Source organism: Pseudomonas triticifolii (assembly GCF_014358015.1).
Classification (GTDB): Bacteria; Pseudomonadota; Gammaproteobacteria; order Pseudomonadales; family Pseudomonadaceae; genus Aquipseudomonas; species Aquipseudomonas triticifolii.
On sequence record NZ_JACONV010000002.1, the window covers coordinates 169,355 to 194,058 of the forward strand.

The 24,704-nt window shown below is 58.4% G+C and carries 24 protein-coding genes; 8 read left to right on the forward strand and 16 right to left on the reverse strand.

The features are described 5' to 3' along the window. Position 1: 1 nt before the first annotated feature. The 14 genes from lpxB to rpsB form a co-directional block, all read right to left on the reverse strand. A complete protein-coding gene (gene lpxB / locus H8S56_RS05475) occupies positions 2-1,144 on the reverse strand; it encodes a lipid-A-disaccharide synthase (RefSeq protein WP_187518080.1) in 1,143 nt (380 codons plus the stop codon). Positions 1,145-1,146: 2 nt separating this feature from the next. After that, positions 1,147-1,923 (reverse strand): acyl-ACP--UDP-N-acetylglucosamine O-acyltransferase, encoded by a 777-nt coding sequence (gene lpxA, locus H8S56_RS05480; RefSeq protein ID WP_024686181.1) that lies wholly within the window; start codon positions 1,921-1,923, stop codon positions 1,147-1,149. Further along, entirely contained in the window at positions 1,920-2,360 is a 441-nt protein-coding gene (fabZ, locus tag H8S56_RS05485; RefSeq protein WP_024686180.1) for a 3-hydroxyacyl-ACP dehydratase FabZ, read from the reverse strand. The genes lpxA and fabZ overlap by 4 nt, the downstream gene beginning before the upstream one ends. Positions 2,361-2,469: 109 nt before the next feature. Beyond that, positions 2,470-3,525 carry a UDP-3-O-(3-hydroxymyristoyl)glucosamine N-acyltransferase gene (lpxD, locus tag H8S56_RS05490; RefSeq protein WP_187518081.1) on the reverse strand — a complete coding sequence of 352 codons (1,056 nt, stop codon included), beginning with the start codon at positions 3,523-3,525 and terminating at the stop codon, positions 2,470-2,472. A gap of 1 nt (position 3,526) precedes the next feature. Further along, positions 3,527-4,030: an OmpH family outer membrane protein gene (locus tag H8S56_RS05495; protein WP_002554721.1), complete on the reverse strand. Its 504-nt coding sequence runs from the start codon at positions 4,028-4,030 to the stop codon at positions 3,527-3,529. Between the two features lie 45 nt (positions 4,031-4,075). After that, positions 4,076-6,460: an outer membrane protein assembly factor BamA gene (gene bamA, locus H8S56_RS05500; protein ID WP_024686178.1), complete on the reverse strand. Its 2,385-nt coding sequence runs from the start codon at positions 6,458-6,460 to the stop codon at positions 4,076-4,078. Between the two features lie 74 nt (positions 6,461-6,534). Further along, positions 6,535-7,887: a sigma E protease regulator RseP gene (rseP, locus tag H8S56_RS05505; RefSeq protein ID WP_024686177.1), complete on the reverse strand. Its 1,353-nt coding sequence runs from the start codon at positions 7,885-7,887 to the stop codon at positions 6,535-6,537. Between the two features lie 121 nt (positions 7,888-8,008). Next, complete coding sequence (gene ispC, locus H8S56_RS05510; protein ID WP_024695022.1) at positions 8,009-9,199, reverse strand: 1-deoxy-D-xylulose-5-phosphate reductoisomerase; 1,191 nt, start codon at positions 9,197-9,199, stop codon at positions 8,009-8,011. Next, positions 9,196-10,011 carry a phosphatidate cytidylyltransferase gene (locus H8S56_RS05515; RefSeq protein ID WP_024695021.1) on the reverse strand — a complete coding sequence of 272 codons (816 nt, stop codon included), beginning with the start codon at positions 10,009-10,011 and terminating at the stop codon, positions 9,196-9,198. Before H8S56_RS05515 ends, ispC begins: the two co-directional genes overlap by 4 nt. Next, positions 10,011-10,766, reverse strand: coding sequence for a polyprenyl diphosphate synthase (gene uppS, locus H8S56_RS05520; protein WP_024686174.1), 756 nt, complete (start codon positions 10,764-10,766; stop codon positions 10,011-10,013). The genes H8S56_RS05515 and uppS overlap by 1 nt, the downstream gene beginning before the upstream one ends. Before the next feature lie 16 nt (positions 10,767-10,782). After that, positions 10,783-11,340: a ribosome recycling factor gene (gene frr, locus H8S56_RS05525; protein ID WP_024686173.1), complete on the reverse strand. Its 558-nt coding sequence runs from the start codon at positions 11,338-11,340 to the stop codon at positions 10,783-10,785. Continuing rightward, positions 11,337-12,080, reverse strand: a complete 744-nt coding sequence (gene pyrH, locus H8S56_RS05530; RefSeq protein WP_024686172.1) for a UMP kinase — start codon at positions 12,078-12,080, stop codon at positions 11,337-11,339. The genes frr and pyrH overlap by 4 nt, the downstream gene beginning before the upstream one ends. Positions 12,081-12,288: 208 nt before the next feature. Next, a complete protein-coding gene (gene tsf, locus H8S56_RS05535) occupies positions 12,289-13,158 on the reverse strand; it encodes a translation elongation factor Ts (protein WP_024686171.1) in 870 nt (289 codons plus the stop codon). A 190-nt stretch (positions 13,159-13,348) separates the two neighbouring features. Then, complete coding sequence (rpsB, locus tag H8S56_RS05540; protein ID WP_005615972.1) at positions 13,349-14,092, reverse strand: 30S ribosomal protein S2; 744 nt, start codon at positions 14,090-14,092, stop codon at positions 13,349-13,351. 312 nt (positions 14,093-14,404) lie between these two features. On the opposite strand from rpsB, the gene map reads away from it, so the two are divergent. From map to H8S56_RS05560, 4 genes are all read left to right on the forward strand, one after another. Further along, entirely contained in the window at positions 14,405-15,187 is a 783-nt protein-coding gene (gene map / locus H8S56_RS05545; protein WP_024686169.1) for a type I methionyl aminopeptidase, read from the forward strand. 66 nt (positions 15,188-15,253) lie between these two features. Then, a complete protein-coding gene (locus H8S56_RS05550) occupies positions 15,254-17,953 on the forward strand; it encodes a [protein-PII] uridylyltransferase (RefSeq protein WP_187518082.1) in 2,700 nt (899 codons plus the stop codon). A gap of 32 nt (positions 17,954-17,985) precedes the next feature. After that, entirely contained in the window at positions 17,986-19,179 is a 1,194-nt protein-coding gene (gene dapC, locus H8S56_RS05555) for a succinyldiaminopimelate transaminase (RefSeq protein ID WP_187518083.1), read from the forward strand. 131 nt (positions 19,180-19,310) lie between these two features. Further along, positions 19,311-20,138, forward strand: coding sequence for a matrixin family metalloprotease (locus tag H8S56_RS05560; protein ID WP_024686166.1), 828 nt, complete (start codon positions 19,311-19,313; stop codon positions 20,136-20,138). Positions 20,139-20,213: 75 nt separating this feature from the next. Here the strand turns inward: H8S56_RS05560 and H8S56_RS05565 are convergent, their stop codons facing one another. Then, a complete protein-coding gene (locus H8S56_RS05565; RefSeq protein WP_024686165.1) occupies positions 20,214-20,444 on the reverse strand; it encodes a hypothetical protein in 231 nt (76 codons plus the stop codon). Between the two features lie 229 nt (positions 20,445-20,673). Here H8S56_RS05565 and H8S56_RS05570 point away from each other — a divergent pair, with 229 nt between their 5' ends. Genes H8S56_RS05570 through H8S56_RS05585 form a run of 4 tightly spaced genes read left to right on the forward strand, consistent with a single transcriptional unit; the run spans position 20,674 to position 23,770 of the window. After that, positions 20,674-21,021: an ArsC family reductase gene (locus tag H8S56_RS05570; protein ID WP_024686164.1), complete on the forward strand. Its 348-nt coding sequence runs from the start codon at positions 20,674-20,676 to the stop codon at positions 21,019-21,021. A 45-nt stretch (positions 21,022-21,066) separates the two neighbouring features. Further along, positions 21,067-22,101: a 2,3,4,5-tetrahydropyridine-2,6-dicarboxylate N-succinyltransferase gene (gene dapD, locus H8S56_RS05575; RefSeq protein WP_024686163.1), complete on the forward strand. Its 1,035-nt coding sequence runs from the start codon at positions 21,067-21,069 to the stop codon at positions 22,099-22,101. 59 nt (positions 22,102-22,160) lie between these two features. Continuing rightward, positions 22,161-23,366: an aminotransferase class V-fold PLP-dependent enzyme gene (locus tag H8S56_RS05580; protein ID WP_187518084.1), complete on the forward strand. Its 1,206-nt coding sequence runs from the start codon at positions 22,161-22,163 to the stop codon at positions 23,364-23,366. Next, complete coding sequence (locus tag H8S56_RS05585) at positions 23,363-23,770, forward strand: SufE family protein (protein WP_187518085.1); 408 nt, start codon at positions 23,363-23,365, stop codon at positions 23,768-23,770. The genes H8S56_RS05580 and H8S56_RS05585 overlap by 4 nt, the downstream gene beginning before the upstream one ends. On the opposite strand, the gene tcdA is transcribed toward H8S56_RS05585, so the two are convergent. After that, a complete protein-coding gene (gene tcdA / locus H8S56_RS05590; RefSeq protein ID WP_024695018.1) occupies positions 23,761-24,591 on the reverse strand; it encodes a tRNA cyclic N6-threonylcarbamoyladenosine(37) synthase TcdA in 831 nt (276 codons plus the stop codon). The two genes, H8S56_RS05585 and tcdA, sit on opposite strands and share 10 nt — an antisense overlap. Positions 24,592-24,704 lie beyond the last annotated feature (113 nt).

Below are 24,704 nucleotides of genomic sequence, written 5' to 3' on the forward strand. Positions count from 1 at the left end.
CTCACAGTGAGGACGGCTGGCCAAGCAGATTCAATACCGCATCGGCAGCCTGATTGGACGCGTCGCGGCGCAGGGTCCGATGAATTTCATCGAACCCCTCGGTCTGCACCTGACCGGCGTCGATCAACGGCAGCAGCGTTTGAGCGAGTGCCTCAGGCGTCGCGGCGTCCTGCAACAGCTCCGGGACCAGCAGACGCTGAGCCAACAGATTGGGCAGTGAGACGTAAGGGCTTTTGACCAGTCGCTTGAGTATCCAGAAGGTCACCGGGGCCATACGATAGGCAACCACCATCGGCCGCTTGTAAAGCAGCGCTTCAAGCGTTGCCGTGCCAGAGGCAATCAACACCGCATCACAGGCTGCCAGCGCAACATGCGACTGACCATCGAGCAGGGTGATGGGCAGGTCGCGGCCTTGCAGCAAGGTTTCAATCTGGGCACGTCGCTGCGGGCTCGCGCACGGCAACACAAAACGCAAATTTGGACGCTGCGCCAGCAGGCGTTCAGCGGCGTCGAAAAACAAGCTACCCAGCCGCCCCACTTCTCCGCCACGGCTACCGGGCATCAGCGCAACGACAGCACCCTCGCCTGTCAGCCCAAGCTCAGCGCGCGCGGCGCCACGGTCGGACTCCAACGGGATCGTATCCGCCAGCGGATGCCCGACGAAACGGACCGGCACGCCCTTTTCTTCATAGAAACGGGCTTCGAACGGCAAAAGCGTCAGCATCAGGTCGCAGCCCTCACGAATCTTGAGGACACGCTTTTGGCGCCAGGCCCAGACAGACGGACTCACGTAATGGACGGTCTTGATGCCGGCGCGGCGCAGCTGCAGTTCGATGTTGAGGGTGAAATCGGGCGCGTCGATACCGATGAACACATCAGGCTTTTCATCGATCAGCGTCTGGACGAGCAACTTGCGGCGAGCCAACAGCTCACGCAGACGCCCAAGCACTTCCACCAGTCCCATGACGGAGAGGCGTTCCATGGGGAAATAGGACTGCATGCCCTGCGATTCCATGAGTGGGCCGCCCACGCCGATGAACTCGACATTGGGGTGACGCGCCTTGATGGCACGCATCAGACCGGACCCGAGGATATCGCCGGACGCCTCGCCGGCTACCAGAGCGACACGCAATAGGCTCGCCATGGTTAGCGGGTGATGCCGCGAGTCGAGGTCTGAATGGACTGCAGGAACACGGCAACCTCGGGAAACTGAGCTGCAGGTTCTGCCAGATCGGCAATCGCCTGATCAACCGTCAGCCCTTGACGGTAGACAGTCTTGTAGGCCCTGCGCAACGCGTGGATAGCCTCTTCCGAGAAACCACGACGGCGCATGCCCTCGAAGTTCATGCTGCGTGCTTCGGCCGGATTGCCGAACACCGTCACGAACGCCGGAACGTCCTTGCCGATGGCGGTGCCCATGCCGGAAAAACTGTGCGCGCCGATATGGCAGAACTGATGCACCAGCGTGAAGCCGGAGAGAATCGCCCAGTCATCGACATGCACATGACCTGCCAGCGCTGTGTTGTTGACCAGGATGACGTGGTTGCCGATAACGCTGTCATGCCCGATATGGGCGTACGCCATGATCAGGTTATGGTCACCCAACGTGGTTTCGGCGCGATCCTGGACCGTGCCACGGTGGATTGTCACGCCTTCGCGGATCACATTGTGATCACCGATCACCAGACGCGTTTCCTCGCCTTTGTACTTCAGATCCGGCGTGTCTTCGCCTACCGAGGAAAACTGATAGATGCGGTTGTGCTTGCCGATCCTTGTCGGGCCTTTGAGCACGACATGAGGACCAACCACTGTACCCTCGCCAAGTTCCACACCGGCTCCGATGATCGACCAGGGGCCGACCTCCACATTGTCGGCCAGAACGGCCGTCGGATCGATGATTGCGCGAGGGTCAATCAAACTCATAGCTTGCGTTCCGCACAGATGATTTCAGCGGAGCATACCGCCTTACCGTCGACGGTGGCTTTGCATTCGAATTTCCAGATCTGACGCTTGCAGCTCAGGAAATTGGCTTCCAGCACCAGCTTGTCGCCCGGCAGAACCGGCTGACGAAAGCGCAGCTTGTCCGAACCCACGAAATAATAGAGGGTGCCGTCGGACGGCTTGGCATCCAGCATTTTGAACGCCAGGATCCCGGCAGCCTGCGCCATGGCCTCAATGATCAGCACGCCCGGCATGATCGGGTGCTGAGGAAAGTGGCCGTTGAAAAAAGGCTCGTTGACGCTGACATTCTTGTAGGCGCGAATGGTTTTGTTCTCGATATCCAGCTCTGTCACGCGATCCACCAAGAGGAACGGATAACGATGAGGCAGGTATTCGCGAATTTCTTTGATGTCCATCATTTCGAGGGGAAGCCTGTAGTAAAGATTAGGAGTGCGTCGCGACTGCGCAGCACTCCTCTACATCAAGGAGGCAGTTTATCGACTGTGCACGCTTGATATTAAAAAGGTATCAGCCATCAGATGAAACATTACCGACGCTGGTCACTGTCTCGACAACCTTTTCGAGCTTTTGCAGACGACGAGCCATGTCATCGATCTTGCGTAGCCGTGCCGCGCTCTTGCGCCATTCGGCGGCAGGCTGCATGGCAGTGCCCGAAGAATAGGAACCGGGTTCGGTGATGGAATGCGTCACCATGGTCATCCCCGTGATGAAAACACCATCACAGATCTCGATATGACCCACCAGCCCTACGCCACCGGCGAGCATGCAGTGCTTGCCGATCTTCGTGCTTCCGGAGATGCCGACACAGGCCGCCATGGCCGTGTGGTCGCCAATCTGTACGTTGTGAGCAATCTGAATCTGGTTATCCAGCTTCACGCCGTTACCAATCCGGGTATCTGCCAGCGCGCCGCGGTCGATGGCGGTGTTCACGCCGATCTCCACGTCATCGCCGATCGTGACACCACCGATCTGCGCGATTTTCTGCCAGACGCCCTTTTCATTGGCAAAGCCGAAACCTTCGCCGCCCAACACTGCACCGGATTGAATGACCACACGCTTGCCGATGCGAACGTCGTGGTAAAGCGTCACACGAGGTGCCAGCCAGCCGCCTTCTCCAATCTCGCACCGGGCACCGATGAAACAGTGCGCACCGATGGTGACCTGCGCCGCGATCCTGGCACCGCTTTCGATCACGGCGAACGCACCAACGCTTGCAGCAGGATCGACAACGGCGTCAGCGGCAACCACCGCTGTCGGATGGATACCGACAGCCGCCTTGGGCTTGGGATCGAACAGGTGGGAGATTCGGGCATAGGCCAGGTACGGATCCGGCACCAACAGCGCATTTCCGGTGAAACTGTCGGCATCTGCAGGCTTGAGCAGCACGGCAGCGGCCTGAGTGTCGACCAGAAACTTACGGTATTGAGGATTTGCCAGGAAACTGATCTGATCAGGGCCAGCCTCTTGCAAAGTGGCCAGCCCGTTGATGTCCTTGTCCTTGTCGCCACGTAGCGTGGCGCCCAGGAACTCGGCCAACTGGCCGAGCTTGATGGTCGCGCTCATATTACTTCAGCTGATTCATGCGCTCGATGACCTGGCGAGTAACGTCATACTGAGGTTTGACGTCAATCACCGCACCGCGCTCGAATACCAGGTCGAAACCACCTTTCTTGATGACTTCTTCAACAGCCTGATCCAGCTTTGGCTTGAGTTGCTTGAGCATTTCACGGTCGGCCACGGCCTTGGCTTCGTTCAGCTCCTTGGACTGGAACTGGAAGTCGCGAGCCTTTTGCTTGAATTCAAGCTCCAGACGCTCGCGCTCAGGCTGAGCCATCTTGTCGCCGCCGCTTACCAGACGATCCTGGATACCCTTGGCGCTGCTTTCCAGGCTTTTCAGCTTGGTCAGTTGCGGGCCGAATTTCTTCTCGGCATCAACGGCGTACTTCTTGGCAGCGTCAGATTCCAGCAGAGCCATCTGATAGTTCAGTACAGCGATTTTCATGTCAGCAAAAGCAGGGCTTGCGACCAGAACAGTGGCCAGCAGTACCAATTGAGTCAACTTACGCACAATACAACTCCTACAGAATTCGTTGCGTTAACAAAGGTCAGGCGGTTAGAAAGTCTGACCCAGGGAAAATTGGAAAACCTGAGTTTCGGAATCGTCGTCCGGTTTCTTGATCGGCATCGCCAGGGCGAAGCTCAAAGGACCGAGCGCAGTGATCCAGGTCACGCCGACACCGACCGAACTGGCCATGCCGGAGAAGTCCACGTTGTTGCACTGGACGCGCTGGCCATTGACCGTTCTGCTCGAATCGCAGTTGCTGTCGAAGACGTTACCCACATCCCAGAACACGGACGTACGCAGCGAACGCTGATCCTTGATGAACGGCAGAGGGAACATGACCTCTACACCGCCCTGAACCAGAACGTTACCACCGAATGGCAGCGGATCCTGATCGGGGTCCTTGATCGTTCCTGGCCGGCCACCTTCATCCGCGCCTCTGCTTGGCGTGCTGCGAGGCCCCAGCGTGCTGTCTTTGAAACCACGAACCGAGTTGAAGCCACCCGCATAGTAGTTCTCGTAGAACGGTAGCCCGTCGGTGGAACCGTAACCGTCGCCATAACCCAGTTCTGTATGCAGACGCAGGGTGTAGTTATCCGAAATCGGATGGAAGTACTGAGCGCGGTAGTCCAGCTTGAAGAACGACAGATCGCTGCCCGGCAATGTGGACTCGAACACCAGGCTCTGAGAGTGACCGCGGGTCGGCAGCACGCCCTTGTTGAGGGTGGATTCGGACCAGCCCACGGAAGCCTTGAAGTTCAGGAAGTTGTCGCCTTCCTTATCGAGGAAATCAAAGATCTCATCCACGGTGTATTTACCGGTCTTGATCTTGTCCTGCTGAACGTTCAGCCCGTAAGTCAGACGCGAGGTCTCACTGATCGGGTAGCCCAGGCTGATACCAGCACCCAGGCTGTCGACTGCGTAGCTTGCCACGTCAACATCGAGGTCATCGTAGTTGGTGGTGCGGTAGAACGCGTTGTAACCCAGGCTCACGCCGTCCGGCGTGTAGTACGGATCGACATAGCTGAAGTTGTAACGGCTCTGGTATTCGGAACGGGTCAGACCGATGCTGACCTTGTTACCTGTACCCAGGAAGTTGTTCTGGCTGATCGAACCGCCCAGGATCAGGCCGGCGCTCTGTGCAAAGCCGACGCTGGCCGTAATGGAACCCGAAGCCTGCTCTTCAACTGCATAGTTCACGTCAACCTGGTCGTCGGTGCCCGGAACGGCCGGAGTCTCGACGTTGACTTCCTTGAAGAAGCCCAGACGATCCAGACGAGTCTTGGACTGGTCGATCAGATAGGTCGAAGCCCAGCCGCCTTCCATCTGACGCATTTCACGACGCAGCACTTCGTCCGCAGACTTGGTATTGCCACGGAAGTTGATGCGGTTCACGTAGGCACGCTTGCCGGGATCGACCACGAAGGTGATGTCCACGGTGTGGTCTTCGTTGTTAGGGGTCGGAACGCCGTTCACGTTAGCGAAGGTGTAACCCTCGTTACCCAGGCGACGGGTAATCAGCTCAGACGTCGTGGTCATGACCTTGCGCGAGAAGACCTGGCCCGGCTGAACCAGCATCAGGGACTTGACCTGATCTTCAGGGACTTTCAGGTCACCGCTGAGCTTGACCGACTTGACGCTGTACTTCTCGCCTTCGTTGATGTTGACCGTGATGTAGACGTTTTTCTTGTCAGGCGTGATGGACACCTGAGTCGAGGCGATATCCATGTTGATATAGCCGCGGTCGAGGTAGTACGAACGCAGACGTTCCAGGTCGCCGGACAGCTTTTCGCGAGCGTACTTATCGTCGTTCTTGAAGAAGGACAGCCAGTTGGAGGTCTTGAGCTCGAACAGGTCGACCAGATCGGAATCAGGGAATACGGTGTTGCCCACCACGTTGATGTGCTGGATGGACGCAACGGTGCCTTCATTGATATTGATCTTCAGGCCAACGCGGTTACGCGGCTGCGGCACGACTTCGGCAGCAACCTCGGCCGAGTAACGACCCTGGGCCACGTACTGGCGCTGCAGTTCGTTACGCACGCCTTCGAGTGTCGCGCGCTGGAAAATTTCACCTTCAGCCAGGCCCGACTGTTTCAGGCCCTTCATCAGGTCCTCGGTGGAGATCGCCTTGTTGCCTTCGATCTCGATGCTGGCAACCGAAGGACGCTCCACGACGGAGATGACGAGTACGTTGCCATCGCGACCCAGCTGGATATCTTGAAAGAAACCGGTCTTGAACAACGCACGAGTGGCATCGACCAGACGACCGTCATCCGCCTGCTCACCCACGTTCAGTGGCAGTGCACCAAAGACGCTGCCGGCGGAAACCCGCTGCAGGCCGTTGACACGGATATCGGAGATGGTGAAGGACTCGGCGTGAACTTCAGCGATCATCAGTGCGGCAAGAACCGCAGTTAGCAGCAGACGTTTCATGAAGTCCTTTCTTATTCCAACTGGCAATAAACAAACTGCCGCAAAATGCGGCAGATTCGCAACTCGGCAACGCTTTACAGTCGGCCCAGATCGTTGACCAGCGCGAGCAACATAACGCCCACCACCAGACTGATACCGATCTGTGCCCCCCAACCTTGAACCTTTTCCGAAAGGGGGCGACCACGCACCCACTCGATCAGATAAAACAGCAAATGCCCCCCGTCCAGGACGGGAATGGGCAGCAAATTCAGAACCCCTAGGCTTATGCTCAGATAAGCGAGGAAGTTGAGAAAGTCTCCAATGCCCGACTGGGCCGAAGCGCCCGCCACTTTAGCAATGGTTATCGGTCCACTCAAGTTTTTTACCGAGAGCTCACCGAACAACATTTTCTTGAGCGAGTCCAGGGTCAGCACGCTCATGGTCCAGGTACGCTTCACACCCTCGGCCATGGCGGCGAACGGACCGTAACTGACTTCACGCAGCATTTCAGGAGGCCAATCGACCGCCTTGACGCCTGCACCCAGATAACCGGCAGCAGCCTTGCCTTCGCCACGGGAGGCGAGCGTGACAGGCATGTCAAGCGATGCACCGTCGCGCTCGATGCGCATCGAGACCTTGGCACCTGGGCGCTCGCGCACCCAGTCGACCAATTGCTGCCATTCATTGAGCGGTTGTCCGTCGACAGAAATCAGACGGTCACCCATCCTGAGACCTGCTGCCTGGGCCGGCCCTTTTGGATCGAGCTCTGCGAGCACCGGGGCCAGCGCTGGACGCCATGGACGAATGCCGAGGGATTTGATCGGATCAGGCTCTTCGGCACCCTTGAGCCAGTTATCAAGCACCAGCTCACGGGAGGTATCGACCGTCGAGCCCTGCTCTCTGAGCTTGACGGCGACCGTGCCGCTTTCACCCAGGCGCCGAACCAGTTGAAGGTTGACTGCGGACCAGCCGGAGGTCGGCTCGCCATCAATGGAAACGATCTCCTGACCGGAAGCGAGACCTGCGCGCTGAGCGATGCTGCCTGCCTCTACTGCACCAATGACCGGACGCACCTGTTCGCTGCCGAGCATCGCCAGCAGCCAGAAGAACACGATGGCCAGGAGAAAATTCGCCGTCGGACCGGCAACGACGATCGCGAAGCGCTGATAGACCGTCTTGCGGTTGAAGGACTGATCGGCGAGCTCAGGCGGAACATTGCCTTCGCGCTCATCGAGCATCTTCACGTAGCCGCCCAAAGGAATCGCGGCGATGACATATTCAGTGCCCTGGCGGTCGTGCCAGCGCACAAGTGGCGTGCCGAAACCGACCGAAAACCGCAGCACCTTGACGCCACAACGCCGAGCCACCCAGAAATGGCCGAATTCGTGGAAGGTGACCAGCACTCCCAGCGCAACCAGGGTGCCGACAATCATGTATAACGCGCTCATCGACTTTCTCCGGGTACCGACTCGTCGGCAAGTGTGTTTATCATCGCAGGCCCAGGGACCTGCCCGTGACGCACTCCATCAGGCCCTTCACCGGCTGCCTTGCACACTGATTCGTGCAACGTTATCGCCCATGCCGCTCAAGCCATTGCCCGGCCAGCACTCGCGCACGACTATCAGCAGCGAACACGGCATCAAGCTCTTCAACCTGGCTCACCGGTTCAAGGCTCAGCACGTCTTCGATAATGCTGGCGATTTCCAGATAACGGATACGCCCATCAAGAAAGGCAGCCACGGCCACTTCATTCGCAGCATTGAGCATCGCAGGCCCACTGCCACCCGCCTCTGCCGCCTGCCGGGCGAGCCGCAGGCAAGGGAAACGCTTATCGTCGGGCTCCTGAAAATCCAGCTGACCAATGCGAAACAGATCCAGCGGTGCCACGCCCGATTCTACACGCGCAGGCCAGGCCAGCGCATTGGCGATCGGCGTACGCATGTCGGGATTGCCAAGCTGAGCCAGAACCGAACCATCGACGTAGTCCACCAGCGAGTGAATCACGCTTTGCGGATGGATCACGATTTCCACTTGCGAAGGACGAGCATCGAACAGCCAGCACGCCTCGATCAGCTCAAGCCCCTTGTTCATCATGGTGGCCGAGTCGACGGAGATCTTGCGACCCATCGACCAGACTGGATGGGCACACGCCTGATCAGGCGTTACATCATGCAGTTGAGCCAATGGCGTCTGCCTGAACGGGCCACCTGATGCGGTCAGCATGATGCGCCGCACGCCAACCTTGCCCAGACCGCGCGCGAAGTCGGCAGGCAGGCACTGGAAGATCGCGTTGTGCTCGCTGTCGATGGGCAACAGCACCGCACCACTGCGGCGCACAGCCTGCATGAACAGCGCACCGGACATGACCAGCGCTTCCTTGTTGGCCAGCAACACCTTCTTGCCGGCTTCGACGCCAGCCAGTGTGGGACGCAGACCTGCCGCACCGACAATAGCGGCCATGACCGCATCGACCTGGGGATGGGCAGCGACTTCGCAAAGCCCCTCCTCCCCGACCAATACGCGGGTATCGAGCCCGGCGGCGGCGAGATCATCCTGCAACTTGCGAGCGGCGGCCTGCTCAGGCACGACAGCGAACTGCGGCGTGTGCTTGATGCACAGCGCAAGCAACTCATTCAGGCGCGTGAAGCCTGTCAGTGCAAACACTTGATAAAGCGCAGGATGACGCGCAACCACGTCCAGCGTGCTAAGGCCTATGGAACCGGTAGCACCCAGAATGGTGATCTGTTGCGCACGACTCACATCACACCCCAGTCAGCAGCCCAGAGCAGCACGGCAAAGACCGGAATGGCCGCAGTCAGACTGTCGATACGATCCAGAACGCCGCCATGGCCCGGCAACAGATTACTGCTGTCCTTGACCCCGGACTGACGCTTGAACATGCTTTCGGTCAGGTCACCGATCACCGAAATGAATACGACGACGGCTGCACCCAAGAGCCCGGCGATAAACTGGCCGATCGTCCAGTCGCGGGAGATACCCAATGCCGCTGTGATCCCGAGACTGACCACCAGACCACCGTAGACACCCTCCCAGCTCTTGCCCGGGCTGACCTTGGGCGCGAGCTTGCGCTTGCCGAACGCCTTGCCGGAGAAATAGGCGCCGATGTCGGCAGCCCAGACCAGCACCATGACCGCAAGGATCAACCAGTTGCCCAACGGCCATTGCTTGATCAGCACCAGACCTTGCCAGGCCGGCAGCAGGATAAGCAGACCGATCACCAGCTTGCAGGCCGCACTGGCCCAATGCTCGCTGGAATCGGGGTAGGTGAGCACCAAAAACGTTGCTACACCCCACCAGATGACTGCAGCGACGAGCACCCAGGGCTCAAGTCCTGGCAGCAGGTACATGAGAAACAACAGGACAGCCACCACAGCGGCATAACCGATGCGCATCGACTGCCCGGCAAAACCTGCCAGCCGCGCCCATTCCCATGCACCCAGCACGACGACAAACCCGATGAACAGTGCGAAATACGCACCGGTCAGAAGAAAGAAGCCGCAGAGGGCAATCGGCAACAGAATGAGTGCCGTGATGATCCGTTGTTTCAGCATTAAGCCCGGGCTCCAGCTTCTACCTGTTCGCTGGTTTTACCGAAGCGACGTTGGCGAGAAGCGAAATCAGCCAGCGCAGCGCGCATGGCATCGTGTTTGAAGTCCGGCCAGAACAGGTCGGAGAAGTACAGCTCGGCATAAGCCAGCTGCCAAAGCAGAAAGTTGCTGATACGGTGCTCACCGCCGGTGCGTATGCAGAGGTCTGGCAATGGCAGGTCGCCAGTTGCCAGACACGTCTGCAACAAGCCCGGAGTGATGTCCTCCGGCTGCAGATGCCCGGCCTGAACCTCACGCGCCAGACGCTGTGCAGCCTGTGCGATATCCCACTGCCCACCGTAGTTGGCAGCGATCTGCAGCACAAACCGGTTGTTACCGGACGTGCGCAGTTCAGCCTCGCGCATGGCAGCCTGAAGTTCAGGATGAAAACGCGAGCGATCACCAATGATTCTCAAGCTGATGTCGTTCTCGTTGAGCCGCTTGGTTTCACGGCGCAACGCCGTGAAAAACAGCTCCATCAGCGCACCGACCTCTTCAGCCGGGCGCTGCCAGTTCTCACTGGAAAACGCGAACAGTGTCAGCACCTCGACCTTGGCTTCTGCGCAGACCTCGATAACGGCACGCACGGCATCAACGCCCGCCTTGTGGCCCGCAACGCCTGGCAACAGGCGTTTCTTGGCCCAGCGATTATTGCCATCCATGATGATCGCAACGTGGCGCGGCACCGATGATGGCCCGGTCGTTTTTGTCTTTTCCATTAAAGCGCCCCGACCCTTATACGGCCATCAGGTCTGCTTCTTTTGTCTTGGTTGCAGCATCGATATCTGCTTCAGCCTTGTCGGTCAGCTTCTGGATATCAGCAGCGGCACGACGCTCTTCGTCTTCGCTGATCTCCTTATCCTTGACCAGCTTTTTCAGATCGCCCAGCGCATCGCGGCGAATGTTACGCACGGCAACGCGAGCATCTTCAGCAGCACTGCGCGCCTGCTTGGTGAAGCCCTTGCGGGTCTCCTCGGTCAGGGCTGGCATGGAGATCAGCAGCATCTCACCGAGGTTGGTCGGATTGAGGTTCAGACCGGCGCTCTGGATCGCCTTGTCGACGGCCGCCAGCATGTTGCGCTCGAAAGCCACAACCTGCAGCGTACGGGAGTCTTTCACAGTGACGTTGGCCACACCGCTCAACGGGGTATCGGCACCGTAGTAAGGCACCATCACGCTACCCAGGATACTTGGGTGGGCCTTGCCGGTACGAATCTGGCCAAAGGCATGGCTCAGGGATTCGAGTGATTTCTGCATGCGCGCCTGAGCGTCTTTTTTGATTTCGTTGATCATTGTTGAACTTCCTCGATCAGGGTTCCTTCAGCGCCACCGTGAACAATATTGAGCAGGGCGCCGGGTTTGTTCATGTTGAAAACACGCAACGGCATCTTGTGGTCGCGGCACAGGCAAATAGCTGTGAGATCCATGACACCCAGTTTGCGATCCAGCACTTCATCGTAAGAAAGATGATCGAACTTCTCGGCATTGGGGTCTTTGAACGGATCAGCGGTGTAAACGCCATCAACCTTGGTTGCCTTGAGCACAACGTCGGCGTCAATTTCGATGGCTCGAAGACAAGCGGCCGAATCTGTCGTGAAGAACGGATTACCCGTACCTGCAGCGAAAATCACCACTTCCTTGGCGCTCAGGTGACGCATCGCCTTGCGACGATCGTAATGATCAGTCACACCCACCATCGAAATGGCGGACATCACGATAGCGGTAATGTTAGCGCGCTCCAGTGCGTCACGCATGGCGAGTGCATTCATCACAGTGGCCAGCATGCCCATGTGATCACCTGTTACCCGATCCATGCCGGCAGCGCTCAAGGCTGCACCGCGGAACAGGTTGCCACCACCGATGACCAGCCCGACCTGAACGCCAATGCCGACCAGTTGGCCGACTTCCAGCGCCATGCGATCCAGCACCTTGGGATCGATGCCGAACTCTTCGGAGCCCATCAGGGCCTCGCCGCTAAGCTTGAGTAGAATGCGTTTATAGCGAGCCTGATAACCACTGCCCTGCTGAGCCATTGCGAATCTCTCCTGCGGCGTTTTCTGAAAAAAAATCTGTGCGGGCTTTATACAGCCTGCTCTTACTCTAGCCTGACGCTATGTGAGCGTCGGGAGAATGCGGCCTTATGAGCTGATTCTCCAAGGAAAAAATTCCTTGCTTCTTTCGACAAAGAGGCCGCACGCGTGAGCGGGCAGCCTCTTTGGGGCGACAGTTTGGAAAACCGTCTTACTTCTTGCTTGCCGCTACTTGAGCAGCGACTTCTTCAGCGAAGTTGTCGACTGGCTTCTCGATGCCGTCGCCCACTTTGTAGTAGGTGAAGGAAACGATTTCAGCACCGGCTTTCTTGGCCAGATCACCAACCTTGATTTCCGGGTTCTTGACGAACGCCTGCTCGACCAGACTGGCTTCGGCCAGGAACTTGCTGATACGGCCGCTTACCATCTTCTCGGCGATCTCGGCAGGCTTGCCTTTCAGCTTGTCTTCGTTCAGTTGCAGGAAGACGTTTTTCTCGCGCTCGATCGCTTCTGGCGAAACGTCGGATGGCAGCAGGAACTCAGGGTTGCTGGCAGCTACGTGCATCGCGATGTCTTTGGCCAGCTCAGCGTCGCCGCCTTTCAGGACAACCACAACACCGATCTTGTTGCCGTGCAGGTAAGCATTGACCACGTCGCCTTCGATGCGGGCAAGGCGGCGAATGTTGACGTTCTCGCCAACCTTGGCAACCAGAGCGGTACGCTCGACTTCCTGAGCTTCGATCAGCGGAGCTGCGTCGGTCAGTTTGTCAGCGAATGCTTTTTCGATGCTGCTGGTCACGAAGTTCTTGAAGTCGTCCTGCAGAGCCAGGAAGTCGGTCTGCGAGTTGACTTCGATGATGACAGCGGACTTGTTGTCGTCAGCGACCTTAACGGCGATAGCGCCTTCAGCAGCAACGTTGCCTGCTTTTTTGGCGGCTTTGATGGCGCCGGAAGCACGCATGTCGTCGATTGCTTTTTCGATGTCGCCGCCAGCCTTGGTCAAGGCCTTTTTGCAATCCATCATGCCTTCGCCGGTACGCTCGCGCAGTTCTTTGACCAACGCTGCAGTAATCTCTGCCATTTCAAAATCCTCTTGGATAGGTCTTCAACCATTCCACCCGACTAAACGGGCGTGCAATTCTTGAAAATTCAGGGTGGCAGCGACACATGACACTAAAACCATGCCCGCTCGCCCACAAATCATTTCATAGGTGGCAAAAAGGGGGCTAAGCCCCCTTTTCGCGTACTGAGTAAACGCCAGGCGTTTTTACTCAGCCTTCTACAGCTGCTGCAGCTGGAGCTTCTTCGACGAATACGTCGGTGCCGCCAGCAACATTGTTACGACCACGGATAACAGCGTCAGCCATCGAACCCATGTACAGCTGAATGGCGCGAATGGCGTCATCGTTGCCTGGGATGATGTAGTCAACGCCTTCCGGGCTGCTGTTGGTATCGACGACGCCGATGACCGGGATGCCCAGCTTGTTGGCTTCGGTGATCGCGATGCGCTCGTGATCAACGTCGATAACGAACAGTGCGTCCGGCAGACCGCCCATGTCCTTGATACCACCCAGGCTGCGATCCAGTTTTTCCAGATCACGGGTACGCATCAGGGCTTCTTTTTTGGTCAGCTTGGCGAAAGTACCGTCTTCTGCCTGTACTTCCAGCTCGCGCAGACGCTTGATCGACTGACGAATGGTCTTGAAGTTGGTCAGCATGCCGCCCAACCAGCGATGGTCGACGTACGGCGAACCGCAACGTGCTGCTTCTTCAGCAACGATCTTGCCAGCGGAACGCTTGGTGCCGACGAACAGAATCTTGTTTTTGCCCGAAGCCAGGCGCTCAACGAAAGTCAGAGCTTCGTTGAACATAGGCAGGGTTTTTTCAAGGTTGATGATGTGAATCTTGTTACGCGCGCCGAAAATGTACTTACCCATTTTCGGGTTCCAGTAACGGGTTTGGTGACCGAAGTGCACACCGGCCTTCAGCATATCGCGCATATTGACTTGGGACATGATAGTTCCTTGATAAGTCGGGTTAGGCCTCCACGTATCCCAATGACCAACCAGTGGCATGAGCCAAGGGCACCCAGGTCATCGTGTCGACACGTGTGTGGGTTTGAGCTTCCAGGACGGACCTTGGAAAGCGGCGCATTTTATATCACAAAAGGAAAGAGAACGGAACTCCAATCAAGTGCTTGTTTCGCCACGCCTTTGCCCTACTCCTGCCGGCATATAAAGGAAGCGATGATCACCCGCCACGCAACGGTCTGGTAGAATCGCGCCTTTGCGCACGAAACGCGCACACGACATGCCGAGAGCCCCTGTATGACTATCACCCTCAAAACCCCGGAAGACATCGAAAAGATGCGCATTGCCGGCCGTCTGGCCGCCGAAGTCCTGGAAATGATCGGCCCTCACGTCAAGCCGGGCGTGACCACCGAAGAGCTGGACCGCATCTGTCATGACTATATCGTCAATGAACAGAAGGCGATTCCTGCGCCACTGAATTACAAAGGCTTTCCCAAATCGATCTGCACCTCGATCAATCAGGTGGTCTGTCATGGCATTCCGGGTGAAAAGCAGCTCAAGAATGGCGACACGTTGAACATCGACGTCACCGTCATCAAGGACGGCTATCACGGCGACACCAGCAAGATGTTCCATGTGGGCACCGTGCCGGTGTGGGCCGAACGCCTGTCTCAGGTCACTCAGGAGTGCCTGTACAAGGCCATCGAGATCGTGCGTCCCGGCACCCGACTCGGCGATATCGGCGCGGTCATCCAGAAGCACGCTGAAAAGAACGGCTTTTCCGTGGTACGCGAATTCTGCGGTCACGGCATCGGCAAGGTGTTTCATGAAGAGCCGCAGGTCATGCACTTCGGCGAAGCCGGTACCGGCATCGAGCTGCTTGAAGGCATGACCTTCACCATCGAGCCGATGATCAACCAGGGCAAGGCTGAAACAAAAATCCTCGGCGATGGCTGGACGGCGATCACCAAGGACCGCAAGCTCTCGGCGCAATGGGAACACACGATTCTGGTCACCGCTGACGGTTACGAGATCTTCACCCTGCGCAGCGACGACACCATCGCACACAAATCGCCCTGATCAACGCGACGCAGGCTGCTTGCCCGACAGAACATTCGTACAGCACGACATGAGGAAAGCCGTTCCATGCCGCAGGTAGATCCCGATTTGTTCGACCGTGGACAGTTCCAGGCCGAACTGGCCCTGAAATCCAGCCCGATCGGTGCCTTCAAGAAAGCCATCCGCAACGCGCGCGAGGTTCTGGACGAGCGCTTTCGGTCAGGCCGTGACATCCGCCGACTGATCGAGGATCGTGCCTGGTTCGTCGATAACATCCTGTGCCAGGCATGGGATCAGTTCGACTGGAGCGAAGACGCCGATATCGCACTGCTGGCGGTCGGCGGCTATGGCCGCGGCGAACTGCACCCCTACTCCGACATCGACCTGCTGATTCTGCTGGACAGTGCCGACCACGAAATCTTTCGCGAGCCTATCGAGCGCTTTCTGACCCTGCTGTGGGACATCGGCCTGGAAGTCGGCCAGAGTGTGCGCTCGGTGGACGAGTGCGCCCAGGAAGGCCTTGCCGACCTCACCGTCATCACCAACCTGATGGAAAGCCGCACCATTGCAGGTCCCGAGCACCTGCGCCAGCGTATGCTGGAAGTGACCAGCCCGCGCCACATGTGGCCGAGCAAGGACTTCTTCCTGGCCAAGCGCGCCGAACAGAAAAACCGTCACCACAAGTACAACGATACCGAGTACAACCTGGAGCCGAACGTAAAAGGCTCACCCGGTGGGCTTCGCGACATCCAGACCATTCTCTGGGTGGCACGCCGCCAATACGGCACCCTGAACCTGCACGCCCTTGCAGGTGAAGGTTTTCTGCTGGAAAGCGAAAACAACCTGCTGGCCTCCTCCCAGGATTTCCTGTGGAAGGTCCGCTATGCGCTGCACATGCTGGCGGGACGCTCCGAAGACCGCTTGCTGTTCGATTATCAGGGCAGCATCGCTGGCTTGTTGGGGTATCAGGACAGCGATGCCAAGCTGGCCATAGAGCGCTTCATGCAGAAGTACTACCGCGTGGTCATGAGCATCGCCGAACTCAGCGACCTGATCATCCAGCACTTCGAAGAAGTCATTCTGTCGGACGACGACAGCGGCACTCCCCAGCCGCTCAACTCCCGCTTCCAACTGCATGACGGTTATATAGAAGCCACACATCCGAACGTCTTCAAGCGCACCCCGTTCGCCATGATCGAGATTTTCGTGCTCATGGCTCAGCACCCGGAAATCAAGGGCGTGCGCGCGGACACCATTCGGCTGCTACGCGAACACCGGCACCTGATCAACGACGATTTCCGCAACGACATTCGCAACACCAGCCTGTTCATCGAGCTGTTCAAGTGTGAAATCGGCATTCATCGCAATCTGCGCCGCATGAACCGCTACGGCATTCTGGGCCTGTACCTGCCGGAGTTCGGCCACATTGTCGGCCAGATGCAGCACGACCTGTTCCACATCTATACGGTCGATGCGCACACGCTGAACCTGATCAAGCACCTGCGCAAACTGCAGTACACCGAGGTGTCGGAGAAATTCCCGCTGGCCAGCAAGATCATGGGCCGCCTGCCGAAGCCGGAACTGATCTACCTCGCCGGGCTGTATCACGACATCGGCAAGGGCCGCGGCGGTGATCACTCCGAGCTGGGTGCCGTCGACGCCGAAGCCTTTGGCACGCGCCACCATCTGCCCGCCTGGGATAACCGGCTGATCGTCTGGCTGGTGAGCCATCACCTGGTCATGTCCACCACAGCTCAGCGCAAGGACCTTTCCGACCCGCAGGTCATCCATGACTTCGCTCAATTCGTGGGCGATGAAGTGCACCTGGATTACCTGTACGTGCTGACGGTTTCCGACATCAACGCCACCAACCCCACGCTATGGAATTCGTGGCGCGCCAGCCTGCTGCGCCAGTTGTACACCGAGACCAAACGCGCATTGCGTCGAGGACTGGAAAACCCGGTGGATCGCGAAGAGCAGATCCGTCGCACGCAAATCGCGGCGCTGGACATACTGGTGCGCAACGGCACCGACCCCGATGACGTCGAGCAGCTCTGGTCCGCCCTAGGCGATGATTACTTCCTGCGCCACACTGCGGGCGACGTGGCCTGGCACAGCGATGCGATCCTGCAGCAGCCGGCCGATGGTGGTCCGCTGGTCCTGATCAAGGAAACCACGCAGCGAGAATTCGAGGGCGGCACGCAGATCTTCATTTATGCACCGGATCAGCATGACTTCTTCGCGGTGACCGTGGCCGCAATGGACCAGTTGAATCTGAACATTCACGACGCCCGCATCATCACCTCCAGCAGCAAGTTCACGCTCGACACCTACATCGTGCTCGACAATGAAGGCGGCTCGATCGGCGACGACCCGGCGCGCGTGGAAGAGATCCGCGAAGGCCTGACCGAGGCGCTGCGCAACCCGGACGACTACCCGACGATCATCAAACGACGCGTGCCACGGCAGCTCAAGCATTTTGCCTTCGCCCCACAGGTCACGATTCACAATGACGCGCAGCGGCCGGTCACGGTACTGGAACTGCTCGCGCCGGATCGCCCCGGCCTGCTGGCACGTATCGGCAAGATTTTCCTGGAATTCGATCTGTCATTGCAGAATGCCAAAATTGCCACGCTGGGTGAGCGAGTCGAAGACGTGTTCTTCATTACCGACGCCGACAATCACCCCTTGTCAGACCCGCAACTGTGCAGTCGATTGCAGGAGGCGATCATCAAGCAACTGAGCGTCAACTCGCAGCCAGGCGGCGATTTGCGCATCAGTATTTAACCTTCGACGCAGTCCTTGAGAGCCTTTGACTCATGAACAACGCCATGCAACTGCTTCAGCCCTATCCGTTCGAAAAGCTACGCGCCCTGCTGGGCAGCGTGACGCCCAATCCGGAAAAACGCGCAATCGCGCTGTCCATCGGCGAGCCGAAGCACCGCTCACCCGACTTCGTTGCCAAGGCGCTGGCCGACAACCTGGACCAGATGGCGGTCTACCCGACTACGCTGGGCATTCCCGCGCTGCGCGAAGCCATTGCAGGCTGGTGCACGCGCAGGTTTGATCTGCCCGAAGGCTGGATGGATCCAGCGCGTAATGTGCTGTCGGTCAATGGCACGCGCGAGGCGCTGTTTGCGTTCACTCAGACCGTCGTCAATCGCAGCGATGACGGCCTGGTGGTCAGCCCGAATCCGTTCTATCAGATCTACGAGGGTGCCGCCTTTCTGGCGGGCGCGCAGCCGCATTACCTGCCCTGCCTGAGCGAAAACGGTTTCAATCCTGATTTCGATGCCGTGACACCGGACATCTGGAAACGCTGCCAGATTCTGTTCCTGTGCTCACCCGGCAATCCGACCGGCGCGTTGATCCCTGTCGAAACCCTGAAAAAGCTCATCGCCCTGGCTGACGAGTACGATTTCGTGATTGCCGCCGATGAATGCTACAGCGAGCTGTATTTCGACGAGCAGACGCCGCCGCCGGGCCTGCTCAGCGCCTGCGTCGAACTGGGCCGCCAGGATTTCAAGCGCTGCGTGGTGTTCCACAGCCTCTCCAAGCGCTCCAACCTGCCGGGCCTGCGCTCAGGTTTCGTGGCTGGCGACGCGGATATTCTCAAAGCGTTTTTGCTGTATCGCACCTACCACGGCTGCGCCATGCCCGTCCAGACTCAACTGGCCAGCATCGCTGCCTGGAATGACGAGGAACACGTGCTCGCCAATCGCGACCTGTATCGCGAAAAGTTCGACGCGGTACTGGATATCCTTGCCCCGGTACTGGATGTTCAGCGCCCGGACGGTGGTTTCTATTTGTGGCCACATGTGGGAACCGACGACGCGGCCTTCTGCCGTGACCTGTTTGTCGATCAGCATGTGACCGTTGTCCCTGGCTCGTATCTGTCACGGGAAGTCGACGGCGCTAACCCGGGCGCAGGCAGGGTTCGACTGGCGCTGGTTGCGCCGTTGGCCGAATGTATTGAGGCTGCCGAACGCATTCGTGACTTCGTGCGCAAGTAAGCCAGTCACTGCGCCGCCTGCAACGTGCGGCGCAGTATTTAGTTAACACCTTCCAGCGTATCGACTGTTTATCTTCGTGGTTCACCTATCGCGCGCCCATTCAGGAAGCGCCTAACACGAAGATGACCTGCATGTCTGAATTACAAACCCGGCAAACCCTGCCCCTGCTCTGTTCGATGCGAGACGCAGAGGACTATCAGGCCTCCTATGAGACGGCCATTCGCGAAAACCCGGCCAACGCATCCATCACGCCGACCTACGAATCGGAAACGGGCTACGCCTCGGAGACGAGCGAGCGAGAGCCACGCATTCTGGTTGCCTTCAATAAGTATTGGGCTCGGGGTAGAACCCTGAAAATCGCATTCCTCAAAAACCCGCCCGCCCCACTGACCGGCCCGATCATCGATGCAGCCCGCAAATGGCTTCCCCACGTCAATCTGAAGTTCGAGTTCGTGACCGGCGGACCCAGCGACATTCGTATTGGCCTCAATACACATCTGAACTGGAGTGAGCTGGGCACCGACGCCCTTCTGATCGCTCAGGACCAACCCACCATGGAGTTCAATTTCGGGGAGCTGTTCGAAGCGGATCTGAAGCCCAAACCCGAGCTCGAAAGAATTGTGCTGCACGAGTTCGGACACGTTCTGGGCGCCGTGCATGAACATCAGCATCCAGACGCCAAAATTCCCTGGAACGAGCCGGTACTACGCCAGTTGCTGGCCCTGGCAGGCTACAGCGACGCGCTTGTCGCGAAAAACTTTCTCGACCAGTATGAGGCGGCTGACTTTCATTATTCGGCGTATGACAAGGACTCGATCATGCACTTTGACATCCCAAATGCACTCACATTAGGCGACGTCGAGGTGATAAACACCGGCAAGACGCTGAGCGCAAAAGACATTGAGTTCATGCAATCAATCTATCCTGACCGCAGCAACTCCAAACACGACGATTCATAACGCTGCGTGATCCTGCATCGAGCAGTGTGCCGCGTGTCGCACCAGACTTCACGCGGCGCACATGCTCAAGAGAGCCTAACCCCGAGCCCTCAACGTTTCAGCGATCCAGCCTACAGCCCAACCAACAGGATCATGAGAACGCATGGGTAACAACGGCTTTCCTTCTCGCGCTGCCATTCGCCCCTCTGCCTCCGCCTCGCTGTGAATCCACAGTGTGTTTTGCTTGAAACCTTCAGCGCGTTGACGTTCCCTGTAGTAGCGTTGCCGGACAAGCGCTTCCTGACGCTTTTTTTCTTGTTCAGACATAACGCACCAACCTTGAAGTGGAGCGTTATCATTGCCCGCGACGAGTGGTCGCTCAAGGTTGTAAGAATGAAACTTTCTTAATGATAGTTACAATGATTATCTAATTACGGCTGCGCGCAATGCCAACGTGCGCAAAGCGTTGAATGCGCCGACGTGGCATAATCACCGGCTAATTTTCACGGGAGGCGGTAGGGAACATCCGACAACGACAAGCTCCCTATAAAAATCAATGACTTACACTCTATTTGGCATCAAAGCCTGCGACACCATGAAAAAAGCGCGCACCTGGCTCGACGAACATTCCGTCAGCTACGACTTTCATGACTACAAAACGCAAGGTATCGACCGTGAGCACCTCACCCAGTGGTGCAACGAGCACGGCTGGGAAGTCGTGCTGAACCGTGCGGGCACCACCTTTCGCAAGCTCGACGATGCGCAGAAGGCCGATATCGATCAGGCCAAGGCCATCGAACTGATGCTCGCGCAGCCGTCCATGATCAAGCGCCCTGTGCTCGATCTCGGCGACAAGACCCTGATTGGCTTCAAACCCGACCTGTATGCAGCGGCCGTTCAGTAAGCCGGGACGCTACTGATAGCCCTTAGATAAGTTACGAGGTATTCCATGTCCACTACCCTGTTCAGCCTGGCCTTCGGCGTTGGCACTCAAAACCGCGAAGGCGCATGGCTGGAAGTGTTTTATGCCCAGCCGTTGATCAATCCGTCGGCAGAACTGATCGCAGCCATCGCGCCAGCGCTGGGCTACACCGGCGGTAATCAGGCCATCACGTTCAATGTCGATCAGTCGTACAAACTGGCCGATGCCGTCAAATCGATCGACGCTACCCAGGCTGCGCTGCTCAACCGTCTGGCCGAGAGCCACAAGCCGCTGGTCGCTACGCTGCTGGCCGAAGATGCCCCGCTGACCTCGACACCCGAGGCTTACCTCAAGCTGCACCTGCTGTCGCATCGTCTGGTCAAGCCGCACGGCCTGAATCTGACCGGCATCTTCCCGTTGCTGCCAAACGTGGCCTGGACCAGCCAGGGCGCTGTGGACATGAGCGAACTGGCCGAGCGCCAGCTGGAAGCGCGCTTGAAGGGCGAGCTGCTGGAAGTGTTCTCGGTGGACAAGTTCCCGAAAATGACCGATTACGTGGTGCCAAGCGGCGTGCGTATCGCTGACGCAACACGTGTGCGTCTGGGCGCTTACATTGGCGAAGGCACCACGGTGATGCATGAAGGCTTCGTCAACTTCAATGCCGGCACCCAGGGTCCGGGCATGATCGAAGGTCGCGTGTCGGCTGGCGTGTTCGTCGGCAAGGGTTCCGATCTGGGTGGCGGTTGCTCGACGATGGGCACGCTGTCCGGTGGTGGCAATATTGTCATCAAGGTCGGCGAAGGTTGCCTGATCGGTGCCAACGCCGGTATCGGCATTCCTCTGGGTGATCGCAACACCGTGGAATCGGGCCTGTATGTGACGGCTGGCACCAAGGTGGCATTGCTTGACGAGAACAACGAGCTGGTCAAGATCGTCAAGGCTCGCGAGCTGGCCGGTCAGGACGATCTGCTGTTCCGTCGCAACTCGCAGACCGGCGCAGTGGAATGCAAGACCCACAAGTCGGCCATCGAGCTGAACGAAGCACTGCACGCTCACAACTGATGCCGTGGGCGGGTTCGGGGCCTCAGGCTCTGAACCCGCTTCAACACGCTGGAACGACCATGCCCCTCCTTTCTCCCTGGCGCGCTGACTTTCCTGCCATCGCCGCCTTGCAGCGCCAAGGCCAGATCTATCTGGACAACGCCGCCACCACGCAAAAACCCCAGGCATTGATCGATGCCCTGACTCATTACTACGCAAACGGTGCCGCCAACGTGCATCGCGCGCAGCATCTGCCCGGCGCACACGCCACCCAGGCGTTCGAGAACAGTCGCAGCAAGGCTGCCCACTGGCTCAATGCGGGTGACTCGGGACAGATCATTTTCACCCACGGCGCGACCTCAGCCCTGAACCTGCTGGCCTACGGCCTTGCGCACGAGTTCACGGCGGGCGACGAAATCGTCATCAGCGCGCTGGAACACCACGCCAATCTATTGCCCTGGCAACAACTGGCGCAGCGTCTGGACCTCAAGCTGGTCATCCTGCCACTCGACACCCATGGCGTGATCGACTGCACGGCAGCGGCCCATCTGATCGGATCCCGTACCCGGTTGCTGGCCGTCAGCCAACTCTCCAATGTCCTCGGTACCGTGCAACCCCTGTCGCGCCTCATCGCGCTGGCCAAGGCACAGGGCGCACTGACAGTCGTGGACGGCTCGCAAGGCGTGGTCCATGGCCGTCATGACGTTCAGGCGCTGGGCTGCGACTTCTATGTGTTCTCAAGTCACAAGCTGTATGGCCCTGAAGGGCTCGGCGTGCTGTTCGGCCGCAACGACGCATTGCCCAGTCTGACGCACTGGCAGTACGGCGGCGAAATGGTCTTGACCGCTGATTATCATCATTCGAAGTTCAGACCAGCACCGCTGGGTTTCGAGGCCGGTACACCGCCTATCGCCAGCGTGATCGGCCTGGGCGCAACACTGGATTACCTGGACAGCCTCGACCATCAGTCGGTGGCAGAGCACGAACTCAAACTGCATCGCCGATTGCTCGAAGGCCTGCAGCAACGTGACGGCATTCAGGTGCTGGGCTCACCGGATCTGGCGCTGGTCAGCTTCGTGGTCGAAGGCGTGCACAACGCCGACCTTGCGCATTTGCTGACCGAACAAGGCATTGCTGTGCGCGCCGGTCATCACTGTGCCATGCCGCTGCTCAAGAGCCTCGGCCTTCCCGGTGCCATCCGGGCTTCACTGGCGCTGTATAACGATTCGGATGACCTGCTGCAATTCTTCAGTGCGCTGGATCAGGCACTGGACATGCTCAGATGAGTCTTCCTCCGCTCGCCCAAACGGCGCTCGACACGTTCAACCAGCAGCAAGGCTGGGAACAGCGCGCGCGCCTGCTGATGCAATGGGGCGATCGACTGCCGGCCTTGAGCGATGACGAAAAATCGGATGAGTATCTGGTGCACGGTTGTGAAAGCAAGGTCTGGCTCACCGGCACCGTGACCTCAGGCCACTGGCAGTTCCGCGCCAGCAGCGATGCACGCCTGATACGCGGGCTGGTCGCGCTGTTACTGGCCCGGGTAAACGGCCTCTCAGCCGAAGCCCTGCACAGTGTGGATTTGCCGGACTGGTTCAGCCAACTGGGCTTGAGCCGCCAGTTGTCACCCTCGCGCAGCAACGGCCTGAACGCTGTGCTGGAGAAGATGAGAACGCTGACTCAAGCCTGATCGCAAGATACCGCAGCAGGCTTGACCCGTTCCGAAGGGCGGCGTGTACCGGCAACCAGCTTGTCCACGGCTCGCGTGGCGGCAATCATGCCAAACGATGCCGTCACCATCATCACCGCACCGAACCCGCCCGCGCAGTCCAGCTTGACCCCGTCGCCGACAAATTTCTTTTCCAGACAGATGCTGCCATCCGGTTTCGGATAGCGCAGTTGCTCGGTAGAAAATACGCACGGCACGCTGTAGTGACGGTTCGGGGTTCGTGAAAAGCCATAGTCGCGGCGCAGGGTCGAGCGCACCTTGGAGGCCAGCGGGTCGTTGAAGGTGCGGTTGAGGTCGGCGATCTGAATCAGCGTGGGATCAATCTGCCCGCCCGCGCCACCGGTGGTGACCATCTGGATCTTGCGACGTTTGCACCACGAGATAAGCGCCGCCTTGGCGTTGACGCTGTCGATGCAGTCGATCACGAAGTCCAGTTGCGGCGTAATGCACTCAGCCATGGTATCGCGGGTCACGAAATCAGCCACCGCGTGCACCACGCAATCAGGGTTAATCGCCCGAATACGCTCGGCCATCACTTCGACTTTCGCACGACCCACCGTACTGTCCAGCGCGTGCAACTGACGATTGGTATTGCTCACGCAGACATCGTCCATGTCGAACAGCGAAATCTCACCCACACCGCTACGCGCCAGCGCCTCTGCTGCCCAGGACCCCACGCCGCCGATACCGACTACCGCCACATGCGCGGCACGCAGGCGCTCCAGCCCCTCGATGCCGTACAAACGGGCAATGCCTGCGAAACGTGGATCTTCTGCGCTCATGATCAATACCTCAAAAACCGGCGCGCATTATAGGGGTTCACACGCCTTGCGACACCCTTCGCGTCCCGCTCTCCAGTCCGTTGATAGAAACGGGCATAAGCAATGGGCACATT